This window comes from Bacillus sp. BB081 (assembly GCF_008368895.1).
Lineage (GTDB): Bacteria > Bacillota > Bacilli > Bacillales > Bacillaceae_G > Bacillus_A > Bacillus_A wiedmannii.
In genome coordinates this window covers 17,947-42,141 of the sequence record NZ_QOZX01000022.1, presented here as the reverse complement: position 1 = coordinate 42,141, position 24,195 = coordinate 17,947, and the positions used below count along the sequence as shown (strand labels likewise).

Genomic DNA, 24,195 nt, shown 5'->3' with positions numbered 1-24,195 from the left:
TTTCAGGGTTCACTTCAATAGCGCTATAAGGGGTTTTTATTATTAATGAGAAGCCGCTGTTTCTTGAAGACCTTTAGTCAATTGAACATCGACTTTTTCGGCATCATGAATATGGTTCATAATAGTAGTATTTAATTTTTGGAACATTTGTTGTGTATTAGCGAATTCACGTAATATATCATCATTACAAGATTTTTGGTTTTCGATAGCTTTAATAACATTTGTAGCACCATTTTGTAACGTTTGAATCATAATTAAAATATTTTCAATTCTAGCGTTTGTGTCGGCACTCATTTCTACACCTTCATCAACTAAATGTAAATTATCTTTCGTGTTATCATATGCTTTTTCAATTTCTTCTTGAATTTTTTTCGTTAAGTTTCCGATGTTTTTTGTACTTTCTGCCGTGCTTTCTGCTAGTTTTCTTACTTCATTGGCAACGACAGCGAATCCTTTACCGTGTTCTCCAGCACGCGCAGCTTCAATACTCGCATTTAAAGCAAGTAAATTTGTTTGTGCTGCAATGTTTTGGATGACTTCTACAATTTGCTCGATTTCTTTTGAGCGTTCGCTTAAATGATTCATACTGTTAGACGTACGCTGCGATTGTTCACCTAATTTGTTAATTACAATAAGTAAACGGTGAACAGATTCTTTTCCTTCATTAGAACAGTCAATAATTTCTTCAATTGATTGAATTAAGCTTTGTTCTTTTTGTAACATTTCGTTATTCAATTCATTGGAATGTGTAGTACGCGTTGAAACATTTTCGAAACATGAGTTTAATTGTTGAACTAAATTTTGAAGTGTATGGTGTTGATTATTTACAAGTTGATGCTCTTGAACGACGCTTTGCACACGGTCGTGAATAGAAGAAATGATTTCTTGTTTTTCAATATCTTTTTGTTTTAATTCTGCTTCTAATTCCTGTATACGATTTTCTAATTGATCAATTTTATGTTGGAGTGATTTCTTTTGAGTAAACATATATTTATTTCAACCGCCTTTAGAAGTTATATTTTCTCTATATTTGGATTTTAGCATCTTTTATAATTTTTAAATATAGGAATTGTTAAATATTTAAGAATCTATTACATTTTATGCATAATTCCCTTTTTTTCGTCATGAAAAATAAACTGTATTTAATGGTATTGTAAACAAACTGTAAAATAAATCATGTATAACTGTATAAGAAGGGAGTCGGATTATGAACTATTTTAAGCGAATCAGTAGTCTAGTATTAGCAGGCATTATCGGTCTTTCTAGTACAGTCGCTGTAAAAGCAGAGTCAAACGACGAGAAACTTAACAACATGCAACAGCAATTGCAGCAAAATGATGCAGATATGCAAAAGAAAGAGCAAGAGAAGCAAGCTGTTAGTAAAGAAATTCAAGGTATCGAAAACGAACTACATAATTTAAATAATACAATTGCAAAAAATAAAGAGGATCAAGCTGCTATTCAACGTAAAATCGATGAAACACATAAGCAGATTGAGCAAAAAAAGAATGAAATTGTCGTTTTAGAGGATAAAGTCCTTGCTCGTAAGGATATTATGAGAAAACGTATGGTTTCTGTTCAAAACAGTTCAAATACAAGTTTAGTAGTAGAAGTTGTAGTAGAGTCAAAAAACTTTGCAGATTTCTTACAACGTATGAACGCAGTTTCTACTATTCTAGAAGCAGATAAAGAAATTTTACGTCTACAAGAACAAGATCTTCGTCAAATTGAAGAAGATAAGAAAACAATTGATGAAAAAGAAGCATCTTTAGTAGTAGACAAACAAAAATTAGCAAAAGCACAAGCTGAGTTGCAAGATAACTTGAAAAAGCGTCAAGATAACTTACAAACAGTTCAAGCTAAATATAATGCGGTTGCAAGCCAACTTAATTTAGCAGCAGACGAAAAAGCTAAAATCGAATCAAATATGAAAGCAGTTCAAGAAACAATTGCTCGTGAGCAAGAAGCAGCAAGAATTGCTGCAGAAGAGCGTGCAAAAGCAGAAGCTGCTGCAAAGGCTGAGCAAGAAGCTTTAGCTAAGGCACAAGCTGAAATTGCTGAAAAACAAAAGCAAGAAAAAGCTAGTAAACCAGCTGAACCTGTAGCGAAAAATACAGTAACAGAGTCTAAACCTGATACGAAACCAGCTCAAGGTGGAAAAGAATTTTACGTAACAGCAACTGCTTATACAGCTGATCCATCTGAAAACGGCTATAAACCGGGTGAAACTGTAAAATCTAGGTTAGGACATAATTTAACTGCAAATCCAAACATGAAATTAATTGCTGTAGATCCATCTGTTATCCCACTAGGTTCTACTGTATATGTAGAAGGATATGGAACAGCAATTGCTGGAGATACTGGTAGTGCAATAAAAGGGCATATCATTGATCTATTAATGCCAAACTCAGCTCAAGCTAATGATTGGGGTAGAAGAACAGTTAAAGTTAAAATTTTAAATTAATATGTAATCCAACTTTACAATACGTAAAGTTGGATTTTTTTATAAAAATAATGTTAAGTTAAGTTTACATTTTGTTAAGGAAAGCATACAATAAAATTGAGAGGTGGTAAATTTGTCCATTTTAAATAGGGTGAAGGAATTAAGAGCTCGATTTAATTTTTCGCAAAGTGTATTAGCAGAAAAGGTTGGAGTAACGAGACAAACAATCGCTGCAATTGAAAAAGGTGATTATGTTCCTTCCTTGTTATTAGCACTTACGATTTGTGATGTATTCGAGTTAAAGATGGAAGATGTGTTTGTTTTAAATAAGGAGGGGAAAGAGGATGAGTAGACTCGTATTTTCTTATATGCTAAATGTACTTTTAATGGTATTAGCAGGTTGGGCGTTTATTGAGTTGTATTATTTTACTATTGAAGTCGCTAATTTTATTCAAACGGAGAGAGTACCATCTGAAATTTCACTGAGTTTAATGCCGCTAGGATTACTTTTAATATTTGGTATTGTATCGACTGTTCTTTATAAAATTCAAAAGAAAAAATATAAAGAGCTCTCGTATTGGATGTTTCCACTATTATTTCCTCAAGAGGATGAGCGAGAAAAGGCAATTACAGAAAAGGCTTGTCGTACTACATTTATGTCACTATGGTACGTGTTACCTTGTGCGGTTGGTTTTTTAACTCTTTCTCCAATTGCTAATCTATATGTTCCTGCATATCCAATATATATTGCATTTAGTATTTTCTTTATTCAAATGACGATTTTTCACGTATCCTTATATCGAAATAAAATCGCTTAAAAATAAACCTTCTTGCACGTGCGAGAAGGTTTATTTCTAGCTTACACTTGTACATATAGCAATATTATCTTATCATTTTATATAGAGTAAGATTTTGTAAGGGAAAGGAATTGTATATGAATAAGCAAAGAATTTATAGTATAGTAGCAATCCTTCTATTTGTTGTAGGTGGTGTGTTAATCGGAAAGCCATTTTATGATGGATATCAGGCTGAAAAGAAACAGACTGAAAATGTACAGGCTGTTCAAAAAATGGATTATGAAAAACATGAGACGGCATTTGTAGATGCTTCGAAAATTGATCAACCAGACTTGGCAGAAGTAGCGAGTGCATCATTAGATAAGAAACAAGTAATTGGTCGTATTTCGATCCCGAGTGTTTCATTAGAACTTCCTGTTTTAAAATCTTCTACTGAGAAAAACCTATTATCAGGTGCAGCAACAGTAAAAGAAAATCAAGTAATGGGAAAAGGGAATTATGCATTAGCAGGACATAACATGTCTAAAAAAGGTGTTTTATTTAGTGATGTAGCCTCTTTAAAAAAAGGCGACAAAATTTATTTGTATGATAATGAAAATGAATATGAATATGCGGTTACTGGTGTATCTGAAGTAACTCCTGATAAATGGGAAGTTGTAGAGGATCATGGGAAAGATGAGATAACGCTTATTACATGTGTATCTGTGAAAGATAATTCTAAACGTTACGTTGTTGCTGGTGATTTAGTAGGAACGAAGGCGAAGAAGTAAAAAAGAAGGTCAACTCTTTAAAGAGTTGACCTTCTTTTTTACTAATGTTGAGAAATAATAGAATATTTTAGTTAGTATTTAAGTATTTTTCTATTTATGTATAATAAAGTTAGAATTCAAGATTTTGGGAGGAACAAGAGTGAAACAACAGGTGAAGAAACTTCTTTTAACAACAAGTGTAGCGTTATTGGTAGCTCCAATTTCAGTCTATGCGCATCCAGGGCGTACAGATGCTAATGGGGGACATACGTGTCGGACAAATTGTGAAAAATGGGGATTACAGTACGGGGAATATCATTATCACAATAAGCCAGCTTCTAGTAGTGGTGCAACGAGTCCAGCTCCTAGCCCAAATGATAATGGTGCTGTAGAAGCCGAAAGACAAGTAGAAGCGCAGCGCAATGCTGAGGCTGAAAAACAACGTGCCGCAGAGGCGCAGCGTAAAGCTGAAGAAGAGAGACAACGTGTAGCGGAGGAACAAAGAAAAGCAGAGGAAGAGAGACAACGTGTAGCTGAAGAGCAAAGAAAAGCAGAAGAGGCACGTAAGCGAGAGGAAGCACAGCGTCAAGCTGATATGGAAAAAGGGCAGCTTGAGGGACAAAAAAGTGGAGAGACTGATTTTAAAGCAGGGAAAAATGATGCGGAATCACATTTAGCTGGAAAATCAGATACATATAAAGAAGCATTCAAAACTGCATATGTTGCATCTTGGTCTTTAGAAGAGCAGAAGAAAACGCATTTTGAAAAAGGAAAAGAGCAAGGTTTAGCACAAGAGACGATGGAAGATAGTCAAATTGCTCCGGAGTTTAAGCCGAACTTTGCAGAAGGTTTCCAAGTAGGGAATAAAGAAAGAACAGAAAACATTGAAAAAGAGCAAGCTGAACTAGGGGAAAAGGCAGGTAAGGAACTAGCCGGAAAGAACCCTGGAAATAGAGAGAAAGATGTGTACGTGAAGGTGTATGAAACAGCTTATGAAAAGGGCTATAAGTCTACAAAAAAAGCAGTAGAAAAGGCTGGCTATAAGTATGCATTTGAAAACTATGATTTGAAAGTTCCTGCTAAGTATGAAAAAAATGAATCGTTAAAGAAATGGTTTATTGAAGGATTTAAATCAAATAAAAAAGCAGCAGAAATTAGAGAAGAAGGATATAAAAAAGGAGACAGTTGGCTTGCATTCTTCTATAAGAATTTTGTGCCAAGTGAATATAAAGAACATAAAGAGCTGTACGAACAAGCGATAGAAAAAGGTAAGAATGCATAAAAAAAGATGAGGGGAATCCCTCATCTTTTTTTAATCCATCCATTTCACTAATCTCTTAGAAATTAATAATAAAACAAAACCTAACACAATTGCTACAGCTCCGATTACTGTAAATACTTCAGCATATCCAAGTGAAGTTGTGAAGCTTGCAAGTTGTCCGCCTAAAATGTTAGCAATTCCTGAGCTTGCTAACCATACTCCCATTAATAAAGAAGCAAGTTTTACTGGGGCAAGTGCACTAACCATTGATAGTCCAACAGGTGATAAGAATAGCTCACCTAACGTATGGAAAAGATACGTAAAGACGATAAATAGTAAGTTTGCTTTTTCTGTAATGTTATGTTCATCACTACCTGTTTTTAATGTAGCGATAACGAGAATGATATAACCGATACCAAGCAAGATCATACCAAGTCCCATTTTAGTTGGGATTTTTAAATCCCCGCGCTTGCGAGTTGCAAGTTTTGCCCATAACGCTGAAATGACTGGAGCAAGTAAAATAATAAATAATGGATTGACCGATTGGAACCAAGATGTTGGAACTTCCCATCCGAACACAGAGCGGTCTACAAATTTGTTTGTATATAATGTTAAAGAGCTACCAGCTTGTTCAAAGCCAGCCCAGAAGAAGACAACGAAGCACGTTAAAATGACGATAACTGCGGTACGTTGTTTTTCTTTTTTTGTTAACGGTGTATCTCCTACTGATGGTTGTCCATCTGTTGTTTGCAAATCACGAGTTGGTTTTTTACCGATATCACCAAGGAAGCGATTTGATAATGTTGTAAATAAAATTTGTCCAATGATCATTCCGATTGAAGCGGCTAAGAAACCGTAACGGAATCCAAAGTGAACAACGCCATCCACTGTTGTTTTGAATAAATTTTCTGATAAAAATCCGCAAACGAGTGGAGCTAAAAATGAACCGACGTTAATACCCATATAGAAAATCGTAAATGCACTATCACGTTTTGGATCGTTCTCTTCGTATAATTCCCCAACCAGTGTAGAGATGTTCGGTTTGAAAAATCCGTTACCGATAATAATAAGCGCTAATCCGAGGTATAGGCCGACTTGGTTTTGCATGGCAAATAGTGTAAGGTTACCGATTGCCATTGTTATACCACCAATTGTGATCGCTTTTCGTCTACCTAGGAACCGGTCTGTTAAGTATCCACCAATCATTGGTGTGAAATAACAGGCTCCAGTGTAAAATCCGTAAATGGAGAGTGCCCACGCAGGACTAAACCCAAGACCACCGCTTACTAAAGCTGTCGTTAAATATAATGTTAATAATCCTCGTAATCCATAGTAACTAAATCTTTCCCACATTTCTGTAAAGAAGAGTAAGTATAAACCTGGAGGATGTTTCTTTTTTCTTTGTTGTTCTCTTTCTAGTTGTATCGTTGATTCCATGTTATTTTCCTCCTGACACAAACAAAAACAAAGTTAATAATTTTGTACATTTAATATTTTACCTTATTAACTATTATAAGTCAATAAAGGTTGATTTTTCAGAAGAAATTGGAAAAGAGGGATAGCTATAGAATGGGTGTTTCTTTTATGTTAGACTATGGACTATGTTTTCTTTGTTAGGAAGCGGATTATTGCACTTTTTTATATGTGAAATTGATTTCATAAAAGATGAAATTAAAGAAGGAGAAACAAATGAAATTGTTACAGAAAAAAGAAATTTTACTGATTAGCCTTATGTTATTCTCGATGTTCTTTGGAGCAGGGAATCTTATATTCCCACCTTTCCTTGGGTATGAAGCAGGAGAACATGTGTGGATTTCATTAATAGGATTTATTATATCAGCAACAGGTCTTCCTATATTGGGTGTTATCGCTATTGCGAAAGCGGGAAGCTTTCAAACGTTAGCGGGTAGGGTTCATTCTTCATTCGCCATTATTTTCCCCTGTATCGTGTATTTATTTATTGGACCAGGTCTTGGTATACCACGTGCAGGAAGTTTAGCTTTTGAAATGGGACCAGGTCAGTTCTTCACAGAATCGGGAAGTGTAGTTTTATTATGTTACACGGTTATTTTCTTTAGTATTGTGTACTGGTTAAGTTTATCACCGTCTAAATTAATGGGGTTGTTCGGAAAAGTTTTAACACCGTTATTATTAGGTATGATTGCCCTTATTTTTATAAAGAGTATGTTTACATCAGTAGGCAGTGTGAAAGAGGCTGCTGGAAACTATGGACAAGCTCCTATGTTCCAAGGCTTTTTAGATGGATATTTAACAATGGATGCGCTAGCTGCTTTAATTTTTGGGATTGTTATTGCAAATGCTCTTCGTGCAAAAGGTGTTGAAGATGATAAAGGTTTAGCGAAATATATGAGTATTGCTGGAATTGGTGCAGGACTTTTATTATCTATTATTTACATCATACTTGGATATGTTGGTTCAATTAGCGGTTCGTTAGGTACATTTGATAATGGGGCGAATGTGTTAGCGCAAGTTATGACTACATTATTTGGACAAGGCGGGGTCGTTTTATTAGGTCTTATTTTTACGATCGCGTGTTTATGCGTTTCAATCGGGCTTGTTACATCTTGTAGTCAATTTTTCGCAAGTGCATTTCCGAAAGTAGCGTATAAAGTTTGGGCATTTATATTAAGTTTTGCTAGTATGATTTTAGCTAATTTAGGATTAACGCAAATTTTAAAAGTATCAGTACCGATTCTTGGATTTATTTATCCAGTTGCATTAACACTCATTATTCTAGGGTTATTCCATAAATATATTGGAAAGTATGCATACGTATATGCAGTAACTGTTGGGATTGTAGCGGTATTTAGTGCAATTGATATTTTCAATAAAAATGTGATGATGAATCAGTGGACGCCAATATTGAAATACATTCCGTTTTATACAGAAGGTGTTGGATGGATTGTTCCAGCTATTATAGGTGTTTGTATTGGTGTCATCGTTAGTGTTGTTCTAAATAAGAATAAATGAGTAAAAAGGTGTTTTCCTATTTCGGAAGACACCTTTTTTTTTTTTGGAAAAATAGTATTGAAAATGAATAGACTAAGAGTATGATAAAGATAATTGGTAATATATAGATTTTGAATGAATGATGAGGGGGGAGCGTATGAAGGAGGATTTAAATAAGAAAATAGAAGCGCTCGAAACGGCAATTGAAACAATTCAAGAAGCGCTTTTTGAATTGAAAGCAAAACAAAAAGAAATAGAAGTAGAAAATACTCAGCGACATGTTAGTAAAGAAAAGAAAGAATATATTGAAACGGTGATGGAGGAAAAACCAAAAGAAGAAGTAGTTACAATAAAAGAGCCTGTGCAAGAACGTGAGGTAAAACAAGTGGATATATCTGCTTTTAAACCAGAACCATTTAATATTATTAAGTTTTGCCAAACTTGGTTACCACGCATATTTGTTGGCATTATGTTACTTGGAGTAATCTGGTTATTTAAAGCAGGGGTAGATGCTGGGTTATTAACACCTGCAATACGAATTGTGTTTGGTATTGTCCTATCAATCGGTTTTTATTATATAGGTGATATTCAAATTAAACGAGAGCGGCAAGCGTTGGGTTTAGTATTAGCAGGAGGAAGTATTACGGGTATAGTTTTAACAACATTTGCGGCGCATTATTTATATGGGTTTATTCCAGCAAGTGTTGCGTTTGTATGTAATATTGCATGGGTCATTTTAGGTATTTATGTAGCGAAGAGGTATCAATCGGAATATCTTACAATATTCGTAGCCGTAGGAGCTTTCTTCGTGCCATTCTTATTAAATAGTACGACTCCTAATCCATATATTTTCTTTGGATATGAGGCGATACTAACACTTAGCTTATTATGGTATGCGTTGAAAAATCGTTATCAGTATTTATATATGATTTCTTATGCTGTTGCTGCTATTGTCCTTTTTGTTTTCTTTGCTATTATGTCAATGTTAGTAGAGGATTTGCAAGTACAGTTAACAGTTGTTTATGGTTTGATTCACTTACTATTATTTTGGCATATGTTTACGGAGAGAAGCTTTATATTAGAGCCACGCTTGGCGATATTTAGTGCGAATGCAGTTTTCTTTATATTAGCCATTTCAAAAATACCTGAATTTACAACATGGGGATTAATGATTAGTGCACTCGTTCACGCTACGATGTTCGTGTTTGAATATAGAAAAAATAGGCATTCTTCATTTACAAATCTTTTATTTGGTTTCGCAATGGGTGCATTTAGTTTAGCGATTTTATATGAGTATAGTTTAGTGAATGCAGCGATTGTATTATTATTACAAGGTTTTCTCGGTATGGTGACTGCTATTAAAGTAAAACAACAAATAAAATTATATGTTAGCGCGACGATTTACGCGATTGGAATGATACAGACTATTTTTAGCCCGTTCGATCATTTTGTTTCAGCTGGATTTGTTGCTCATATTATTTTAATAGGTACATTTTATTACTGCATGAAACGAGCGAAAGATGTATTAACGAGCTTTGGAAAATATGTTTATTCTATAGCACTCTATTGGTTTATGGTTATCGTATTTATTGCAATTACTAGAGTCGGTGAAGTGCTGTCTACAGATGGAAGTATAATAAGCGTATCTGTATCGTTATTATGGATGGTATATGCATTATTTGCCGTTTGGCTTGGAAGGAATAAAAATATGAATGAAATATTGTATGCCGGCTTAGTCGTGTTAGTCGTAACGATAGGGAAGCTATTCCTTCTGGACTTACCAGAAGTATCGATGATGATCAGGGCTGTGTTATTCTTAATTGTAGGTAGTATAGGTATCGTTATTTCAAGAATGTTTTTCTCGAAAGAAGAGAAGTGAGAAAAAGGCAATCCGCATGCGGATTGCCTTTTTCATCATTTCTTATTAATCGTTACAGCCTCACTATATTTCGCTGTTGTATTTTGGCGTAGACGAAGTGTTGCTTGTCCAGTTGTATTTGAATCAAGTTGTACGTTCACAATTTTTTCAGCAGAACCAAAGCTGTTTGTTGTGAATGAGAAGGCGCTACTATATCCGAAAGTAGATGGCCAAGTGCCGTTTGTATTTTGGACTTTTGCTACTTGTGTTCCACCAGTCGAGAAGATACCTAAAGAATAGTTATTATAAGTTGTATTAGGTAATAAGTTGTTTACTTGAATCTTTATTTGGAACACTTCATTGTTTGGTAGAATGCTAGGGCGTGTAATCACATAATCATTTGCTGTTACGGCGCCGTTATATCCGTATGAACCAGATTTAAATGTATTTGTATTAAACCATTGGTAACCCGCGTTTGGTGCACTCCAAGGTTCTGGTTGTGGCTCTGTTGATAAGCTTGGTTGTTCAAATGTTTGTAAAGCAGTAGGTGAATCAAGTTGTAAACCGTTTACTTGATCTAAGCTTGTAAATGTTTCTTTATTCGATAGCCAATTTACGATATTTTCTAGTAAGATAGCATCGTTTTCTTCTTTATATCCATCGTAAGTTTTCTTTGTTTGGCCAGAATCTTCACGAACATATTTTGGCGATGCATCTTCAACTGGAGAAGAATCACCGATAAAGGCAGCTTTTCCAAGTCCTACTTTTGCGATTGCAGCATATGGACCCTCTGCAACGCCACCGCCGTTATAAACACCACTATCAACAGCGTTATTCCATTTTGACGGATTTTCTGGAAGATAAACAAGTCCTTTTGCTAGTTTTGGGTTTGTAATTGCTAGAGTAGAACCAGCGTGCATTGCTACAGATGAAACACCTTTTGTAATTCCGAATGATTGTTCAGGCGACACAATATTTTTAGCTGCAACATCACCGATTGCATTGTAGCGGAAGCGAATACCGAAATTATTAGATAGCCAATCGGAACTTTCTACTCCTTGCATAGCTTGTGAGTTTGCTTCTTCGTTAGACATTCCTTTTGCGGGATTTTCCCAAGCACCGCGTCTATATCCATTAAATACTTCAGAAGAGTCCCAGCGATTTTTATTACGATCTGCATTATAATGATCGGCAATGAAGAAGATACTGCCGCCATTTTTTACATATTGTAACATTGCATCTTGTTCAGATTTTTTGTAAGGAATATTTGCCTCTGGAACGATAAACACGTTGTAATTTTTTAAGTCGTCGTATGTAATAGGTGTTGATTTACGAAGCTCTTTTACATGATATCCATTTTGGGCAATGCCGTTTCCAAAATCAGAAAAGCCGCCATCAATAACCCAGTCAGCTGTCCCTGCAGTTTGACCGTGCGTATTATCAAATAATACTTTCTTCCCATTGTTTTGATTTACAACCTTTGCAGCAATTTCAGGAGCTGGGTCTACAGAGCTTTCTGCATAAGTAGACGGTATGAACGAACTCCCCATACTAAGTGTAATTGCTGTTGCTAAAGAAAATGTAATCCACTTTTTATTCTTCATAGAAGAATCCCCCTAATAATAAATATATGTGCTTTAATAATGTAATTTATTTTTCTGAAAAAATAAAGACGGAAAACGTAAAAAATATTAAAAAATTGTAAAAATACCGTGAATTTTGTTGAGAAATATTTATATAGACAATAAAAAATCCCTTCCAATTAATAAGGAAGGGATAGCTTGTTTAACTAATCTTTGAATTAGGTGTTTCATCAATCTTATGAAATCCTTTCATATAATACACGATAGCTAAGCCAATAAGCCAAATTGGGCCAACGATTAATGCAATTCGTGTATCTTCTGAATACGCCATTATACATAGTACAAGTGCAAGGAAGCCAAGTGAGAAGTAAGAGCTTAATGGATGTAAAGGCATTTTATACGTTAGCTTGTCTTTTTTCTCAGTTGATAATCCTTTACGGAATTTAATTTGAGCGACTAATATAATCCCCCAAGTCCAAATTGCCCCGAAAGTTGAAATACTAGTTAACCATGTAAACACCTTTGCTGGCACAAGGTAGTTTAATATAACACCAACGAGTAAAACGATAGCCGTTGCTATGATTCCTTGACTCGGAATACCGTTTTTATTTAAACGACCGAATCTTTCAGGAGCTTTCTTTTGTTGTGCCAATGTAAATAGCATACGCCCTGTACTAAATAAACCACCGTTACAAGAAGAAAGTGCAGCTGTTAATACGACAAAGTTAATAATACCTGCTGCTTTTGCAATGCCGATTTGTTGGAATGTTAATACGAATGGACTTCCTTTCTCGCCAAGTTCGTTCCATGGATAAATTGCCATCATAACGAATAATGCCCCGACGTAAAAGATTAGGATTCTCCAAAATACGTTATCGATAGCTTTTGCGAGTGTTTTCTTCGGGTTTTGAGCTTCACCAGCTGTAACACCAATTAGTTCAACGCCTAAATAAGCGAATAATACCATTTGTAAGGAGAGTAGTAATCCGGAAAATCCATTTGGGAACCAGCCACCATGTGACCAAAGATTTGAAATACCAGTAGCGATACCACCATTTCCGAATCCGAATAAAATAATGCCAGCTCCAACTACTATCATACAGATAATTGTGACAATTTTAATGAGAGCAAACCAAAACTCAAGTTCTCCAAATACTTTTACTGATAAGAAGTTGAAAGCGCTCATTAATAATAGAGCGAGTAGTGCCCAAGTCCAGCGCGGGATATCTGGGAACCAGTACTGCATGTAAATGCCAGCCGCCGTAATTTCGGCCATACAAGTAACAACCCATAAGAACCAGTAGTTCCAACCAGTAATATAGCCAGCAAGTGGGCCGATATAATCATTAGCGTATTTACTAAAAGAACCGGCAACCGGTTGTTCAATTGCCATTTCTCCGAGCGCTCGCATAATGAAAAAAATAACGAGTCCAGCGATCATATAACCTAGTAAGATGGAAGGACCGGCTAGTTTAATAGCAGAAGCGGATCCTAAAAATAGTCCAACGCCAATAGCTGAACCGAGTGACATTAAAGTAATATGTCGTTCTTTTAAACCTCGATTTAAAGTTTCAGATTTGTTTGTGTGCTGCATAAGAAGAATCCTCCTTGTAGAGTGAACGATATTTGAATGCGTTTACTAAATATTTAACTATTTCAAATTATAAAACATTTCTACCTGTTATGCTACAAAAATAAACATGATTAACTGTACTACATCTGTACTTGTCAGACTTAAACTTAAAATTCGAACTATTAGTGAATATATTGACTCTTCTTTTTAGTGATTGTTAAGATTAAGTATTATATTTTCTCACATACTAGTAAGAAAAGAATATGTGATAATAATTCAGATGTAGGAAGGGTACATAACCATGTTTCAATTACAAAAATATAACACTTCTGTGAAGCAAGAGCTTTTAGCTGGCATCACAACTTTTTTTACATTTGCGTATATTCTTGTCATCAATCCGAAAATATTATCTGATGCAGGTGTACCATTTGATCAAGCTTTTACGGCAACTATTATTGCGACTGTTATAGGGACGCTATGTATGGCGTTTTTAGCTAACTATCCAATTGTTATTGCTCCAGCTATGGGAATGAATGCGTATTTTGCTTATTCTGTTGTTCAACAGGCAGAGGGGATTACATATGTCATTGCGTTTTCAGCAGTATTTGTAACAGGTATCATTTTTCTTTTATTATCTTTCACTTCATTTAGGCAAAAGCTAATTGTCGCAATTCCTGATAGTTTAAAACATGCAATTGCAGGTGGAATTGGACTATTTATTGCTTTTATTGGATTACGCCTTTCTGGAATTATCGTTGATCATCCATCTAATTTAGTTACGATTGGTGATTTTCATTCTCCAGCCGTTATTTTAACTTTAATTGGTTTAATATTAGCGGCGGTATTAATGGCATTACGTGTGAGCGGTGCATTATTTATTAGTATGATTGTGACAGGAGTTATCGCCTTCTTTACAGGGCAATTGAAGTTTACGGATAAAATTGTTGCGATGCCTCATTTACCAGAGGGAATTATCGTTTCAAACCCAATCAATGCTTTTTCAGATGTAATTGAATACGGATTATATGGTGTTGTATTTTCATTTTTACTTGTACTGTTATTTGATACAACAGGTGCATTACTTGGTTTAATTAAACAAGCGGGTTTAATTACAGATAATACAGAGAAACGTTTTGGTAAAGCGTTTATTGCAGATGCAATTGGTGGGACTACAGGTTCTATCTTTGGAACAAGCCCAACAGCAGCGACGATTGAATCGTCAGCTGGTATTGCTGCAGGTGGTAAAACAGGATTAACAGGTATTGTAGTTGTCGGTCTAACGATTATAACGGCATTTTTCAGCCCTGTGATTGCTTCTTTATCAAGTGTAGCTGCTATTACAGCTCCTTCATTAATTATTGTAGGTAGCTTAATGGCGCAAAGTCTTCGTGATATTAATTGGAATGAATTTGAAGATGCATTACCAGCATTTTTAATTTTTATTGGTATTCCGTTAACGTCTAGCATTGCGAATGGAATTGCAATTGGATTTTTAGTGTATCCAGTCTTAAAGATTGTGAAAGGGAAAGGGATGGAAGTACATCCGTTACTATACTTATTTACAATTTTATTTGGATGTCATTTATTCTTATAATATAGGAAAGGGGGCTTCTTATGAGAGGCTCTTTTTTTGTGTATAATAAGGTGGAAATCAAATTAATTACGTAAAATATAAATTGCTTAATGGAATATATACGTTACAATATAGGTAGAGGAGGAACATGAATGGCTGTAAGTAAAATAAAAGTCGCACGTGTTCAGTTAGATTTAACACAGCAACAATTAGCAGAAAAAGTAGGCGTTGCAAGGCAAACGATTAGTTTAATTGAGAAGGGGAAATACAACCCGTCTTTAGATTTATGTTTGAAAATTTGTTATGCGGTAGACAAAACATTGAATGATTTATTTTGGGAGGAAGCGGAGTGAGAGTATGAGAATGATGAACGTTTAATGATTGAGGGGCTAAAACATATTAGACTCGTTTTCATCTTACAAAATATCGTCATACTAGGTATTGTTTTTTATCGCTACGTTTTGCAAGGTGCAGGATATGAAAGTGTTTCGGATTTATTAATGGTATTTATGGGCGGGATAATAGTTATTAATTTTTTAAACTTAAAAATTCGGTGGAAGTGTATGAGCATACAGGTGGAGTATCACGCAGCTATTTTATGAAATTATTATTCATTCCGGTAGGTATTGTTATTGGGATTTTAGCTATTTGTATCGTTGTAATACCGAATATTTAGATAAAAGAAATTAGCATAACAGGACTTATTATGTTTGCTTGTTTTTTAGTTCCTAGTTTGTTTATATACATATATATGAAAAAAATAAAAAATGAAGATTGAAATATAAGAAAAGCTTTCCCATATTGCGGAAAGCTTTTCTTATATTCTTTTATACAGTACTTTATGAAGGCCAATCGGTTCAATTTCAAAGATTTCACCATGTTCCTGAAAGCCTAAGCGCTTGTAATAGTCAGCTACAGTAATTCGGCCATTACACCATAATATATTTGCTTTACGTTCTTGCAAGACATGCTCCGCCTTCTGAATTAAGGAGCTTCCAGCACGTTTGTTTCGAAATTCAGGTAATGTGGCCATTCCTCGTAGACGATAATGAATACCTGCTAGTAAGTCAGGGTATATCTCTTTTGAGAAGGAAGCGATACTAATTAGTTCATCGTTTATAAATGCGCCTAAGTGAAAGGTGTCTGTTTCATAGTCGGAAGAGTATTTACAATCTGCTAATGTTTGATTCGGGCGTAAAATTTTTTGACGTAATACGTAAGTTTCAGATCCTTCAATATTTTTCACGGTAATCATATTAACATCCTTTCTTATAAGGCGTTTTCTGTTAGTTGTATAAAGAAATAGGCAGGTGCGGCGAAAAGTCCGAGTATGCTAGCAGTTCCGAGAAGGAGTGAAAGTAAGAGGCAAGAGTATTTTATTCCATTCGATTTTTTCCATCCGTAACTACAAATTTCAATGCTAACACCGATGAGAATAATGGCAACGAGTATTTCCGCTAATAATAAAAGAGCTAAAGTTACAATAGACATAATGTGATCCATCCTCATAATATGTGATAGTAACATTTTACCATATAAAATGGGAAAAAATGCCCCTCAATTATGTGAGGGGCATTTTCTATTCTAATATGCTTTTTAGTGTATCGATATGTTCTTTTGAACCTGTGACAAGCAATGTATCACCATGTTGTAGTCTTGTATCACCATGTGGAATTAATGCTTTATTCCCACGATAAATTTGAATGACTAGTACATCGCCTAAAAACGGAAGGCGGCGAAGTGCCACGCCGTTATATTTATTGCTTCGTAGTTCAACTTCACGGACCGTTTCGTTTGCTGTTGTAATTAAGCGAACGAGACTTGGTTTATCAATAAGTGCACGTAATAGAATACGTGTAGAGTTAATTGTTGAGAATACAGCGATATGCTCTTGCGTTGCCTTTTCTTGTAGAAGCGGATCTTCTACACTTGCGATAACATGTTCAACGCCTAGTTCTTTTGCGTGTTCTGCTAATAATAAGTTTTGTTCATCATCACTTGTTGCAACAACAACACGATCTGCATGAAATGCTGTTTGTTCAGTTAATGATGCGATTGTGATGTCATCTAATTTCACGATAGGGAAGTCATGTGATTTTGCTTCCTCATCATTTATTTTATTTTGACGCATCATATATAGTGTTACGTCATAATCTTCTCGTTTTAAATCAAGTGATAACGGAAGGGTAATTCTGCTTGCGCCAATAATAGAAACTTTTGGTTTTGGTGTTTCTACTTTTGGGAACATTTTTTTAAATAATATAGGTGCAAAAATACAAGTAATAACTGCGCTTAAAATAAGGGAAGCAGATAAGCTTGGACTGATGATCCCTAGTTTTTCACCAATTTGTGCGGCTGCAATAACTAAAGAAAGTGTCGATGTTAATAAGATGGCACTTCCCAGTACGATATTACGTGGGTACCATTTTCGTAAAACGAGTGATGGTAGCAGTTTTGATATAAAGAGTCCCACAATTAAAATTGGAATCATTAGCATACTAGAAGGTTCTTTGAAAATAGACCAAACCTCTAAGTTTACACCAACCATCACGAAGAAAATAGGAATGAAGAAACCGTATCCGATGGAATCCAGTTTTTCAACCATATCTTCATTTGGTGATAATAACGATACAAGTACCCCTGCTAAGAAGGCACCTAAAATATTTTCAGCTCCAACAGATTCAGATAACCCAACTAATATTAAGATGAGTGCAAAAACAGCTCGTGTATCAATTTGTACACTACCAGCTTTTAAGCTATCTAAGTATGGAATGTTTTTAAAGCGTTTTGCAACGAAGTAAATAACAATACCAGCGCCGAATAGAAGAAGAAGGAGCCACATGCTTTGACCGCTTTCGGAATTTAATCCGACAAATACAGCGAGTAAAATCATTGTAACTAAATCTGCAATAACAGCGACTAATAAAATGATTTGGCCGATTGCCGTTTTTCCTAAGTTATTTTCTTTTAATGTTGGTACAACAACACCTAAAGAAATAGTGGAAATAATTAAAGTCATAAACATTGCATTATCTACGAATCCTAGCCATACGAATAGTAATGATAGGGCATAAGATAAGATGAAAATAAATAAAAAGATAATGCTTGCTGCTTGGAATGTGTTTGGTTCGTTTGTCGTATTCTTTTTCCCTTTTTGTTTAAAGATAGAAAAATCAATTTCTAAACCGCTTAAGAACATTAAGAAGATAAATCCTAGTGTCGATAAGACTTGAAGCCACATATCTGGCTGAATAATATTAAACCCACTTTTACCTACAAAGATTCCTGCGATGATTTCTGCAACAACGACAGGAAGTGCTTTTAATTTAAAGCGTTGTAACAAAAGGGGAACGAAAAACGCGATTGCAACGACAACCATAAGTGATAGAACAGAAGTGTGATGTTCCATTGCGTTCTCTCCCTTCAAATAAATATAGTATTTATTTAGCCATATAATAGGTAGAAAAGCAACGCATATGGATTCGATTTCATAAAGAAAGAGTTTTCTTAACATTTGTCATAATAAGTATATTTTGCATGATTCTGTTGTTAATTCCGTAATGTGGATGTAATAGGGGAGGGAATAAAAAAAGACTGCTGGGGAATCTCAGCAGTCTTTTTCATGTACATTACATTGAGAAGAAGATCCATACAGTTAAACCAACTGTTGCAGTTGCAACGAAGAAACTGTATATCATTGTAAGAATTTGAACTCTTCCTTCTCCTTCTTTTAAATGCATGAACATAATTAATTGTAATAAAGCTTGCGCAACAGCCATTATGATAATAGTTGTTAAGACTGTTGAAAGTGGCAATGTTGTGTAAAGTGCCACGTATAACGCTAGAAACGTTAGTGCAAGCGATAAAATAAATCCGAAAACGTGTGACCAAGGGAATCCGCTATGCGCATGCCCGTTTGCTTGGTTGTTATTTTGATCCATTTACGCCACCATCCCGTTCAAGTAAACTAGTGTGTAAATAAAGACCCAAACAAGATCAAGGAAATGCCAGTATAAGCTGATAATGAATACTTTACGAGCTGTAACTGGTGTTAAACCTCGTTTTAAAATTTGGATAATAACACAAGTTGCCCAAATGATACCACCTGTTACGTGGGCACCATGCGTTCCAAGAAGAACGAAGAATGCAGATAGGAAAGCACTTGTTTGAATTGTTGCGCCTTCACCGATGTACATAATGAACTCTTCGATTTCAAAGAATAGGAAACCTGCACCTAAAAGTAATGTAAGGATGAACCATCCAAGCATTGCTTTTTGGTTGTGCTTACGCATTTCGTGAATTACGATACCACATGTGAAACTACTTGTTAAAAGTAGTAATGTTTGAATTAAAAGCGTTTTAAGTTCAAACAGTTGCGCTGGAGTTGGGCCATCTGCCGTACGACCAGCAAGGACTAGATAAGAGGCGAAAAGTGTTGCGAACAGCATAATTTCAGCCCCAAGAAAAATCCAGAATCCTAGGATATTCAATCTGCTTTGTTCGGATTGATATTCCAAAGGTAAGCTTTTATCTAAAGCCGCCATGTCATTTCACCTCTCATACTATATGTTCTGTTTCTTTAATTTCATCAACGCTTACGTAGTAGCCATCATCATAATCGAATGAACGATAGATTAAGCAAGCTAAAATACCAACGCCGCCGATTGCTGCAAGCCAGAACCAGCTAAATACTAATGCGAAACCTGCAAGACCGAAGAATAAAGACGCAATAATAGGCACACCAGAGTTACTTGGCATGTGAATTGGTTTGATATCTTCTGCTGCTGGTGTAACCGTTTCTCCGCGTTTTTTCATGTACCAGAAAGCATCAGCTTCTTTGATTTCAGGAAGTTTCGCGAAGTTGTAATGTTGTACAGGAGATTGAGTTGCCCATTCAAGTGTACGGCCATCCCATGGATCTCCAGTTGTGTCACGTTCACCGTGACGAGCACTCCAAATTACGTTGTAACAAAGAATTAGGAAGCCAATACCCATCATTACCGCACCAACAGATGCGATTTGGTTTAGCCATCCCCATCCAAGACTTTCAGAGTAAGTGTACATACGACGAGTCATACCGTCTAAACCTAAGAAGTACATTGGGAAGAAACAGATATTGAATCCGCTCATAAAGATCCAGAATGTCCATTTACCTAGGCGTTCGTTTAACATATGACCAGTCATTTTTGGATACCAGAATGTGAATCCAGCAAGCATAGCGAATACTGTACCCGCGATTAATACGTAGTGGAAGTGAGCAATTAGGAAGTAGCTGTTATGGTACTGATAATCAGCTGCTGCCATACCAAGCATAACCCCTGTAACCCCACCGACTACGAAGTTTGGAATAAATGCCAATGACCAAAGCATTGGAACTGTAAAACGGATACGTCCTTTATACAGTGTAAACAACCAGTTAAAGATCTTAACCCCGGTTGGAATCGAAATCGCCATTGTCGAAATCGAGAAGAATGAGTTAACCGCTGGACCTGCACCCATCGTGAAGAAGTGATGAAGCCATACGACGAAACTTAGTAAAGAAATTGCAACCATTGAGTATACCATCGCACTGTAACCGAATAGACGTTTACGTGAGAATGTACTAATGATTTCAGAGAAAATACCGAATGCCGGTAAAATAACGATATATACTTCAGGGTGACCCCATACCCAGAATAGGTTGGCCCATAACATTGGCATACCGCCGCTCGCCATCGTAAAGAAGTGAGCATCGAATAGACGGTCAAATGTCATTAATGCAAGAGCAACTGTTAATACTGGGAAAGCGAAAATAATGATAACTGTTGTAATTAAGATTGACCAAGTAAACATTGGCATTCTCATTAAAGTCATACCAGGTGTACGCATTTTTAAGATAGTAACAAGGAAGTTAATACCGGTCATTAGCGTACCGAGACCTGAAATCTGTAATGCAATTGCGTAGTAGTTATTTCCTACACCAGAAGTAAACTCTGTACCTGCCATTGGGAAGTAAGAAGTCCACCCAGCGTCTGGAGAACCACCGATTACGAAAGCGATGTTGAATAACATTGCTCCGACAAAGAATAACCAGAAACTTAAAGCATTTAAGAACGGATATGCAACGTCACGAGCACCAATTTGTAATGGTACTACAAGGTTCATTAATCCCATAACGAATGGCATCGCCATGAAAAGAATCATAACTGTACCGTGTGTTGTGAAGATTCCGTTATAATGTTCAGCATTTAAATAAGTTGTTTCTGGGAATGTTAACTGTGCACGGATCATTAAACCGTCCATACCACCACGGAATAACATGATAACCGCAGAAATAATATACATGGCCCCAATCTTTTTATGGTCAACAGTTGTTAACCATTCGTCCCAAAGCCATTTCCATTTTTTATACTTTGTTAGTACGAAAATGATTGCTAATGTCACAAGAACGATAGAAGCGTCTGCACCGTAAATAATCGGGTCACCTGTGACAAAGAATTCATCAAGCTTCACTGTGTTCACTCCAATCTGTTGGAATAATAGCTATTATTTTTTGTTTTTGTAGTAGTTGTAATCACAATATTCAAGTGATTTTGGATCTACATAACTTAAGTGGTGACTAGAGAATGTCATACGACCAACTACACCAGGTTTAACAATTTCGTTGTACTTATCTTCTGTTAGTTTAGGAGCAGTTTGTTGTACTTCTTTAACCCACTTGTCATATTTCTCTTTAGTTTTTGCTTCAACTTCGAACTCCATATGTGTGAATCCTTCACCAGAGAAGTTCGCACTACGGCCTAGGTAAGAACCAGGCTTATCAGCTTGTAAATAAAGATCCATAATCATGCCATCCATAGTGTACTTCATACCACCAAGTTCTGGTACCCAGAAAGCATTCATTGGACCGACAGAAGTCAGTTTGAATTGAATTGGTACACCAGCTGGGATGTTTAAATAGTTAACGGTTTCAATTTTTTCCTCTGGGTAACTGAATAACCATTTCCAGTTTGCAGATGTAACATAAATCTCAACTGGTTTAATATGTTTGGACTCTGCCGGAACCTCTTCCGAAGCATACGTTGCTTTTACTGTTGGAATCGATAATGCGATAACGATAATAACAGGAACAAGCGTCCAAATAATTTCTAATAATGTGTTACCGTGTTGTTCAGGTGGCTCGTAGTCCATATTCTCTGGTTTTTCACGATAACGAATCAAGATGACTGTAAACAAGATGAATACAATTGCGATAATTAATGACATAAGCAAGAATGACCAAACAATTAAATCATACTGTGCTTTTGCAACAGGTCCTTGCGGATTTAATACTGCGAGTTTCTTATCACAGCCGCCGAGGAACAGAAGTAATGATAACGGAAGAAGCGAAGCCAGCTTCCAAAACGTTTTCTTTAGTTGCACGATTGAAAATCTCCTTTCTCCTTGGATTGAAACTATGCCAATAAAACAATATAAACCTATTAATTTATAGATGGCAATAGTTTTTGTGATATTGTTAAAAAATAGACACAAATGCACACTTTTTAAGGTGAATATCATTTGTAACTTGATAACATTGTAAACCATTTTCCAGTGAAAAACGTGATTGTGGAAATTTTAAGATAAATAAAGTTATACCAAGATATCCAAGAAATAGAAAAAAGCTATCTTATGATAAGAAAGATAGCTGAATATTTTGTATATTTAGTTTACTTCTTTTTTTAGATTTATTTGTTGTTCAAATGTGACAACTTTTTTATATTTTAATTGGTATAAAATGTAACAAAAAATCATAAATGGAATACCACAATAAAGAGCAATTCTCTGATCTGGAATGAAAGCTAAACTAACAAATGTAATAAAATTGAGTGAGAATGCTACGATTGGAACGATTGGATAAAGCGGTGTGCGATATTTTAAATCATTAATGTCCCCGCCGTTTTTTAAGAAATTTCTACGGAAGAAAAACTGTGAAGCTGCGATTGACATCCAAACTACGACAGCGGCCATAGCTGCAATAGATGTTAAAACTAAAAAGACAGTATCTGCCGCAAATATACTTGTTAATAGAGACAAACTTGCAAAAATTAGACTGAAAATTAATGCGTTTAGTGGCACTCCTTTTTTAGTTAACTTCGTAAAAGCTGGACTTGCCATCCCTTGTTTTGCCATCGCCCAAAGCATACGAGAATTTGCGTATAGACCAGAGTTGGCTACGGATAATACTGCTGTAATAATAACAAAGTTCATAATGTCAGCTGCATATGGAACACCAGCTACATCAAATACAAGTACAAATGGACTTTCGACTAGATTAGCCTCTTGCCATGGGAGTAAACCTACAACAACTGATATTGCTAGGACGAAGAAGAAGAGAGTTCGCCAAATGGTATTTTTAATCGCTTTTGGAATTGTTTTCTCAGGGTTTTCACTTTCTCCTGAAGCAATTCCGATTAATTCTGTTCCTTGGAAGGAGTAATTTACTGTAATCATCGTAAGAAGAACAGCTAAAGCACCGTTTGGAAATAATCCGCCATTTTCAGTGAAATTGTGAAGCATTGGCGCTGGTTTTCCATTAAAGTCTAGTAGACCGAACATAACTGCACCACCGAGTACGATGAAAATAACAATGGTTGCGACTTTTACACTTGCGAACCAAAATTCTGCTTCTGCATATGCCTTTGCTGATAATGCGTTTACAAGAAAGAGTGCTGCTGCAAATGTAACACACCAAATCCACGAAGAAACGTCTGGAAACCAACGTTTCATTAAAATACTTACAGTTGTTAACTCTACCCCAACTGTAACAGCCCAATTTAACCAATACATCCAACCGACAACAAATCCAAAACCAGGTGAAATAAATTTGCTTGCATAGCTTTGGAATGAACCTGCTTCTGGCATAGCAACTGATAATTCACCAAGACATAACATCGTTAAATACATAACAAATCCACCGACTAAAAATGCAAGAATAGCACCACCAGGACCGGCGTTATGGACGATTTGACCAGATCCCATAAATAGGCCAGTTCCGATAACACCACCAAGTGCAATCATAAATAGGTGTCTACTTTTCATTGTTCGTTTTAAATCTGTGTGTTCTACTTGTTGATTCATATGCCCCTCACCCCGTTATTTTCTTGTATGTATGAATTTATTTTCATTCCGAGTTTTTAATCATTAGTGGGGGATGTGACACATACTCGGCTTATTTATTATGAAATGAATGGAGTATGTAAAAATGCGAACTATGATTAAATACTCTAAGAATGTTTTTATTAACAAGGTGATATCTTCACTATGTTAATTATTTTGATTTTAGCAAAAATATTCAGAAAAGTATATTGTTTTTTCTTTTTATTAAAAATAATTAGAATTTTATAATGATTAAAGTGTAAACAATAAT

General features: G+C 35.6%; 21 protein-coding genes and 1 pseudogene. 10 read left to right on the top strand and 12 right to left on the bottom strand.

All coding sequences use genetic code 11. From position 1 onward, the window contains the following. Positions 1-42: 42 nt before the first annotated feature. Positions 43-723 (bottom strand): methyl-accepting chemotaxis protein, encoded by a 681-nt coding sequence (locus tag DN394_RS12580; RefSeq protein WP_370458311.1) that lies wholly within the window; start codon positions 721-723, stop codon positions 43-45. Positions 724-1,207: 484 nt separating this feature from the next. Here DN394_RS12580 and DN394_RS12575 point away from each other — a divergent pair, with 484 nt between their 5' ends. The 5 genes from DN394_RS12575 to DN394_RS12555 all read left to right on the top strand — a co-directional run bounded on the left by DN394_RS12575 (position 1,208) and on the right by DN394_RS12555 (position 5,271). Continuing rightward, positions 1,208-2,464: a 3D domain-containing protein gene (locus DN394_RS12575; protein ID WP_097917682.1), complete on the top strand. Its 1,257-nt coding sequence runs from the start codon at positions 1,208-1,210 to the stop codon at positions 2,462-2,464. Positions 2,465-2,576: 112 nt separating this feature from the next. Further along, positions 2,577-2,795 (top strand): helix-turn-helix transcriptional regulator, encoded by a 219-nt coding sequence (locus tag DN394_RS12570; protein WP_048527833.1) that lies wholly within the window; start codon positions 2,577-2,579, stop codon positions 2,793-2,795. Further along, positions 2,788-3,261, top strand: a complete 474-nt coding sequence (locus DN394_RS12565; protein ID WP_000089016.1) for a hypothetical protein — start codon at positions 2,788-2,790, stop codon at positions 3,259-3,261. The genes DN394_RS12570 and DN394_RS12565 overlap by 8 nt, the downstream gene beginning before the upstream one ends. 116 nt (positions 3,262-3,377) lie before the next feature. Continuing rightward, complete coding sequence (locus DN394_RS12560; protein WP_046957304.1) at positions 3,378-4,010, top strand: class A sortase; 633 nt, start codon at positions 3,378-3,380, stop codon at positions 4,008-4,010. Between the two features lie 139 nt (positions 4,011-4,149). Next, the gene (locus DN394_RS12555) at positions 4,150-5,271 is read left to right on the top strand and encodes a YHYH domain-containing protein (RefSeq protein ID WP_149293839.1); all 1,122 of its coding nucleotides are present in this window, start codon (positions 4,150-4,152) and stop codon (positions 5,269-5,271) included. Positions 5,272-5,301: 30 nt separating this feature from the next. Here DN394_RS12555 and DN394_RS12550 read toward each other — a convergent pair whose 3' ends face one another. Next, complete coding sequence (locus tag DN394_RS12550; RefSeq protein ID WP_046953787.1) at positions 5,302-6,687, bottom strand: peptide MFS transporter; 1,386 nt, start codon at positions 6,685-6,687, stop codon at positions 5,302-5,304. Between the two features lie 252 nt (positions 6,688-6,939). On the opposite strand from DN394_RS12550, the gene brnQ1 reads away from it, so the two are divergent. Beyond that, entirely contained in the window at positions 6,940-8,241 is a 1,302-nt protein-coding gene (brnQ1, locus tag DN394_RS12545) for a branched-chain amino acid transport system II carrier protein BrnQ1 (protein ID WP_097917680.1), read from the top strand. 136 nt (positions 8,242-8,377) lie between these two features. Next, positions 8,378-10,099, top strand: coding sequence for a DUF2339 domain-containing protein (locus DN394_RS12540; RefSeq protein WP_149293838.1), 1,722 nt, complete (start codon positions 8,378-8,380; stop codon positions 10,097-10,099). Between the two features lie 35 nt (positions 10,100-10,134). Here DN394_RS12540 and DN394_RS12535 read toward each other — a convergent pair whose 3' ends face one another. Both DN394_RS12535 and DN394_RS12530 read right to left on the bottom strand, forming a co-directional pair. Beyond that, the gene (locus DN394_RS12535) at positions 10,135-11,682 is read right to left on the bottom strand and encodes a DNA-binding protein (protein WP_097917678.1); all 1,548 of its coding nucleotides are present in this window, start codon (positions 11,680-11,682) and stop codon (positions 10,135-10,137) included. 181 nt (positions 11,683-11,863) lie between these two features. Further along, positions 11,864-13,255, bottom strand: coding sequence for an amino acid permease (locus DN394_RS12530; protein ID WP_046957299.1), 1,392 nt, complete (start codon positions 13,253-13,255; stop codon positions 11,864-11,866). Positions 13,256-13,535: 280 nt separating this feature from the next. On the opposite strand from DN394_RS12530, the gene DN394_RS12525 reads away from it, so the two are divergent. The 3 genes and pseudogenes from DN394_RS12525 to DN394_RS29385 all read left to right on the top strand — a co-directional run bounded on the left by DN394_RS12525 (position 13,536) and on the right by DN394_RS29385 (position 15,585). Continuing rightward, positions 13,536-14,828 (top strand): NCS2 family permease, encoded by a 1,293-nt coding sequence (locus tag DN394_RS12525; protein ID WP_000487200.1) that lies wholly within the window; start codon positions 13,536-13,538, stop codon positions 14,826-14,828. Positions 14,829-14,959: 131 nt separating this feature from the next. Further along, entirely contained in the window at positions 14,960-15,160 is a 201-nt protein-coding gene (locus tag DN394_RS12520; RefSeq protein WP_149293837.1) for a helix-turn-helix transcriptional regulator, read from the top strand. 24 nt (positions 15,161-15,184) lie between these two features. Further along, positions 15,185-15,585, top strand: a pseudogene (locus DN394_RS29385) (hypothetical protein). A gap of 39 nt (positions 15,586-15,624) precedes the next feature. Here the strand turns inward: DN394_RS29385 and DN394_RS12510 are convergent. The 8 genes from DN394_RS12510 to DN394_RS12475 form a co-directional block, all read right to left on the bottom strand. Next, positions 15,625-16,062, bottom strand: a complete 438-nt coding sequence (locus DN394_RS12510; protein ID WP_097917676.1) for a GNAT family N-acetyltransferase — start codon at positions 16,060-16,062, stop codon at positions 15,625-15,627. A 14-nt stretch (positions 16,063-16,076) separates the two neighbouring features. Beyond that, a complete protein-coding gene (locus tag DN394_RS12505) occupies positions 16,077-16,334 on the bottom strand; it encodes a DUF4022 family protein (protein WP_000926994.1) in 258 nt (85 codons plus the stop codon). Positions 16,335-16,386: 52 nt separating this feature from the next. Then, the gene (locus DN394_RS12500) at positions 16,387-18,216 is read right to left on the bottom strand and encodes a monovalent cation:proton antiporter family protein (protein ID WP_097917675.1); all 1,830 of its coding nucleotides are present in this window, start codon (positions 18,214-18,216) and stop codon (positions 16,387-16,389) included. Positions 18,217-18,436: 220 nt separating this feature from the next. Then, positions 18,437-18,748, bottom strand: a complete 312-nt coding sequence (gene qoxD / locus DN394_RS12495) for a cytochrome aa3 quinol oxidase subunit IV (protein ID WP_000372612.1) — start codon at positions 18,746-18,748, stop codon at positions 18,437-18,439. Next, the gene (gene qoxC / locus DN394_RS12490; protein ID WP_000729314.1) at positions 18,749-19,351 is read right to left on the bottom strand and encodes a cytochrome aa3 quinol oxidase subunit III; all 603 of its coding nucleotides are present in this window, start codon (positions 19,349-19,351) and stop codon (positions 18,749-18,751) included. It abuts the gene before it with no gap. 13 nt (positions 19,352-19,364) lie between these two features. Further along, a complete protein-coding gene (qoxB, locus tag DN394_RS12485) occupies positions 19,365-21,299 on the bottom strand; it encodes a cytochrome aa3 quinol oxidase subunit I (protein WP_141475204.1) in 1,935 nt (644 codons plus the stop codon). Positions 21,300-21,332: 33 nt separating this feature from the next. Next, the gene (locus tag DN394_RS12480; RefSeq protein ID WP_046957295.1) at positions 21,333-22,208 is read right to left on the bottom strand and encodes a cytochrome aa3 quinol oxidase subunit II; all 876 of its coding nucleotides are present in this window, start codon (positions 22,206-22,208) and stop codon (positions 21,333-21,335) included. A 282-nt stretch (positions 22,209-22,490) separates the two neighbouring features. Further along, on the bottom strand, positions 22,491-23,906 hold the full coding sequence (locus DN394_RS12475) for an amino acid permease (protein WP_046953778.1): 1,416 nt from the start codon (positions 23,904-23,906) through the stop codon (positions 22,491-22,493). Positions 23,907-24,195: the final 289 nt, after the last annotated feature.

Coding starts and splice junctions, on each gene's coding strand:
- DN394_RS12560 (WP_046957304.1), top strand. CDS start 3,378: ATGAATAAGCAAAGAATTTATAGTATAGTAGCAATCCTTCTATTTGTT.
- DN394_RS12580 (WP_370458311.1), bottom strand. CDS start 723: ATGTTACAAAAAGAACAAAGCTTAATTCAATCAATTGAAGAAATTATT.
- DN394_RS12530 (WP_046957299.1), bottom strand. CDS start 13,255: ATGCAGCACACAAACAAATCTGAAACTTTAAATCGAGGTTTAAAAGAA.
- DN394_RS12505 (WP_000926994.1), bottom strand. CDS start 16,334: ATGTTACTATCACATATTATGAGGATGGATCACATTATGTCTATTGTA.
- DN394_RS12525 (WP_000487200.1), top strand. CDS start 13,536: ATGTTTCAATTACAAAAATATAACACTTCTGTGAAGCAAGAGCTTTTA.
- DN394_RS12540 (WP_149293838.1), top strand. CDS start 8,378: ATGAAGGAGGATTTAAATAAGAAAATAGAAGCGCTCGAAACGGCAATT.
- DN394_RS12575 (WP_097917682.1), top strand. CDS start 1,208: ATGAACTATTTTAAGCGAATCAGTAGTCTAGTATTAGCAGGCATTATC.
- DN394_RS12535 (WP_097917678.1), bottom strand. CDS start 11,682: ATGAAGAATAAAAAGTGGATTACATTTTCTTTAGCAACAGCAATTACA.
- DN394_RS12565 (WP_000089016.1), top strand. CDS start 2,788: ATGAGTAGACTCGTATTTTCTTATATGCTAAATGTACTTTTAATGGTA.
- DN394_RS12475 (WP_046953778.1), bottom strand. CDS start 23,906: ATGAATCAACAAGTAGAACACACAGATTTAAAACGAACAATGAAAAGT.
- brnQ1 (WP_097917680.1), top strand. CDS start 6,940: ATGAAATTGTTACAGAAAAAAGAAATTTTACTGATTAGCCTTATGTTA.
- DN394_RS12550 (WP_046953787.1), bottom strand. CDS start 6,687: ATGGAATCAACGATACAACTAGAAAGAGAACAACAAAGAAAAAAGAAA.
- DN394_RS12500 (WP_097917675.1), bottom strand. CDS start 18,216: ATGGAACATCACACTTCTGTTCTATCACTTATGGTTGTCGTTGCAATC.
- DN394_RS12520 (WP_149293837.1), top strand. CDS start 14,960: ATGGCTGTAAGTAAAATAAAAGTCGCACGTGTTCAGTTAGATTTAACA.
- qoxC (WP_000729314.1), bottom strand. CDS start 19,351: ATGGCGGCTTTAGATAAAAGCTTACCTTTGGAATATCAATCCGAACAA.
- DN394_RS12510 (WP_097917676.1), bottom strand. CDS start 16,062: ATGATTACCGTGAAAAATATTGAAGGATCTGAAACTTACGTATTACGT.
- qoxD (WP_000372612.1), bottom strand. CDS start 18,748: ATGGATCAAAATAACAACCAAGCAAACGGGCATGCGCATAGCGGATTC.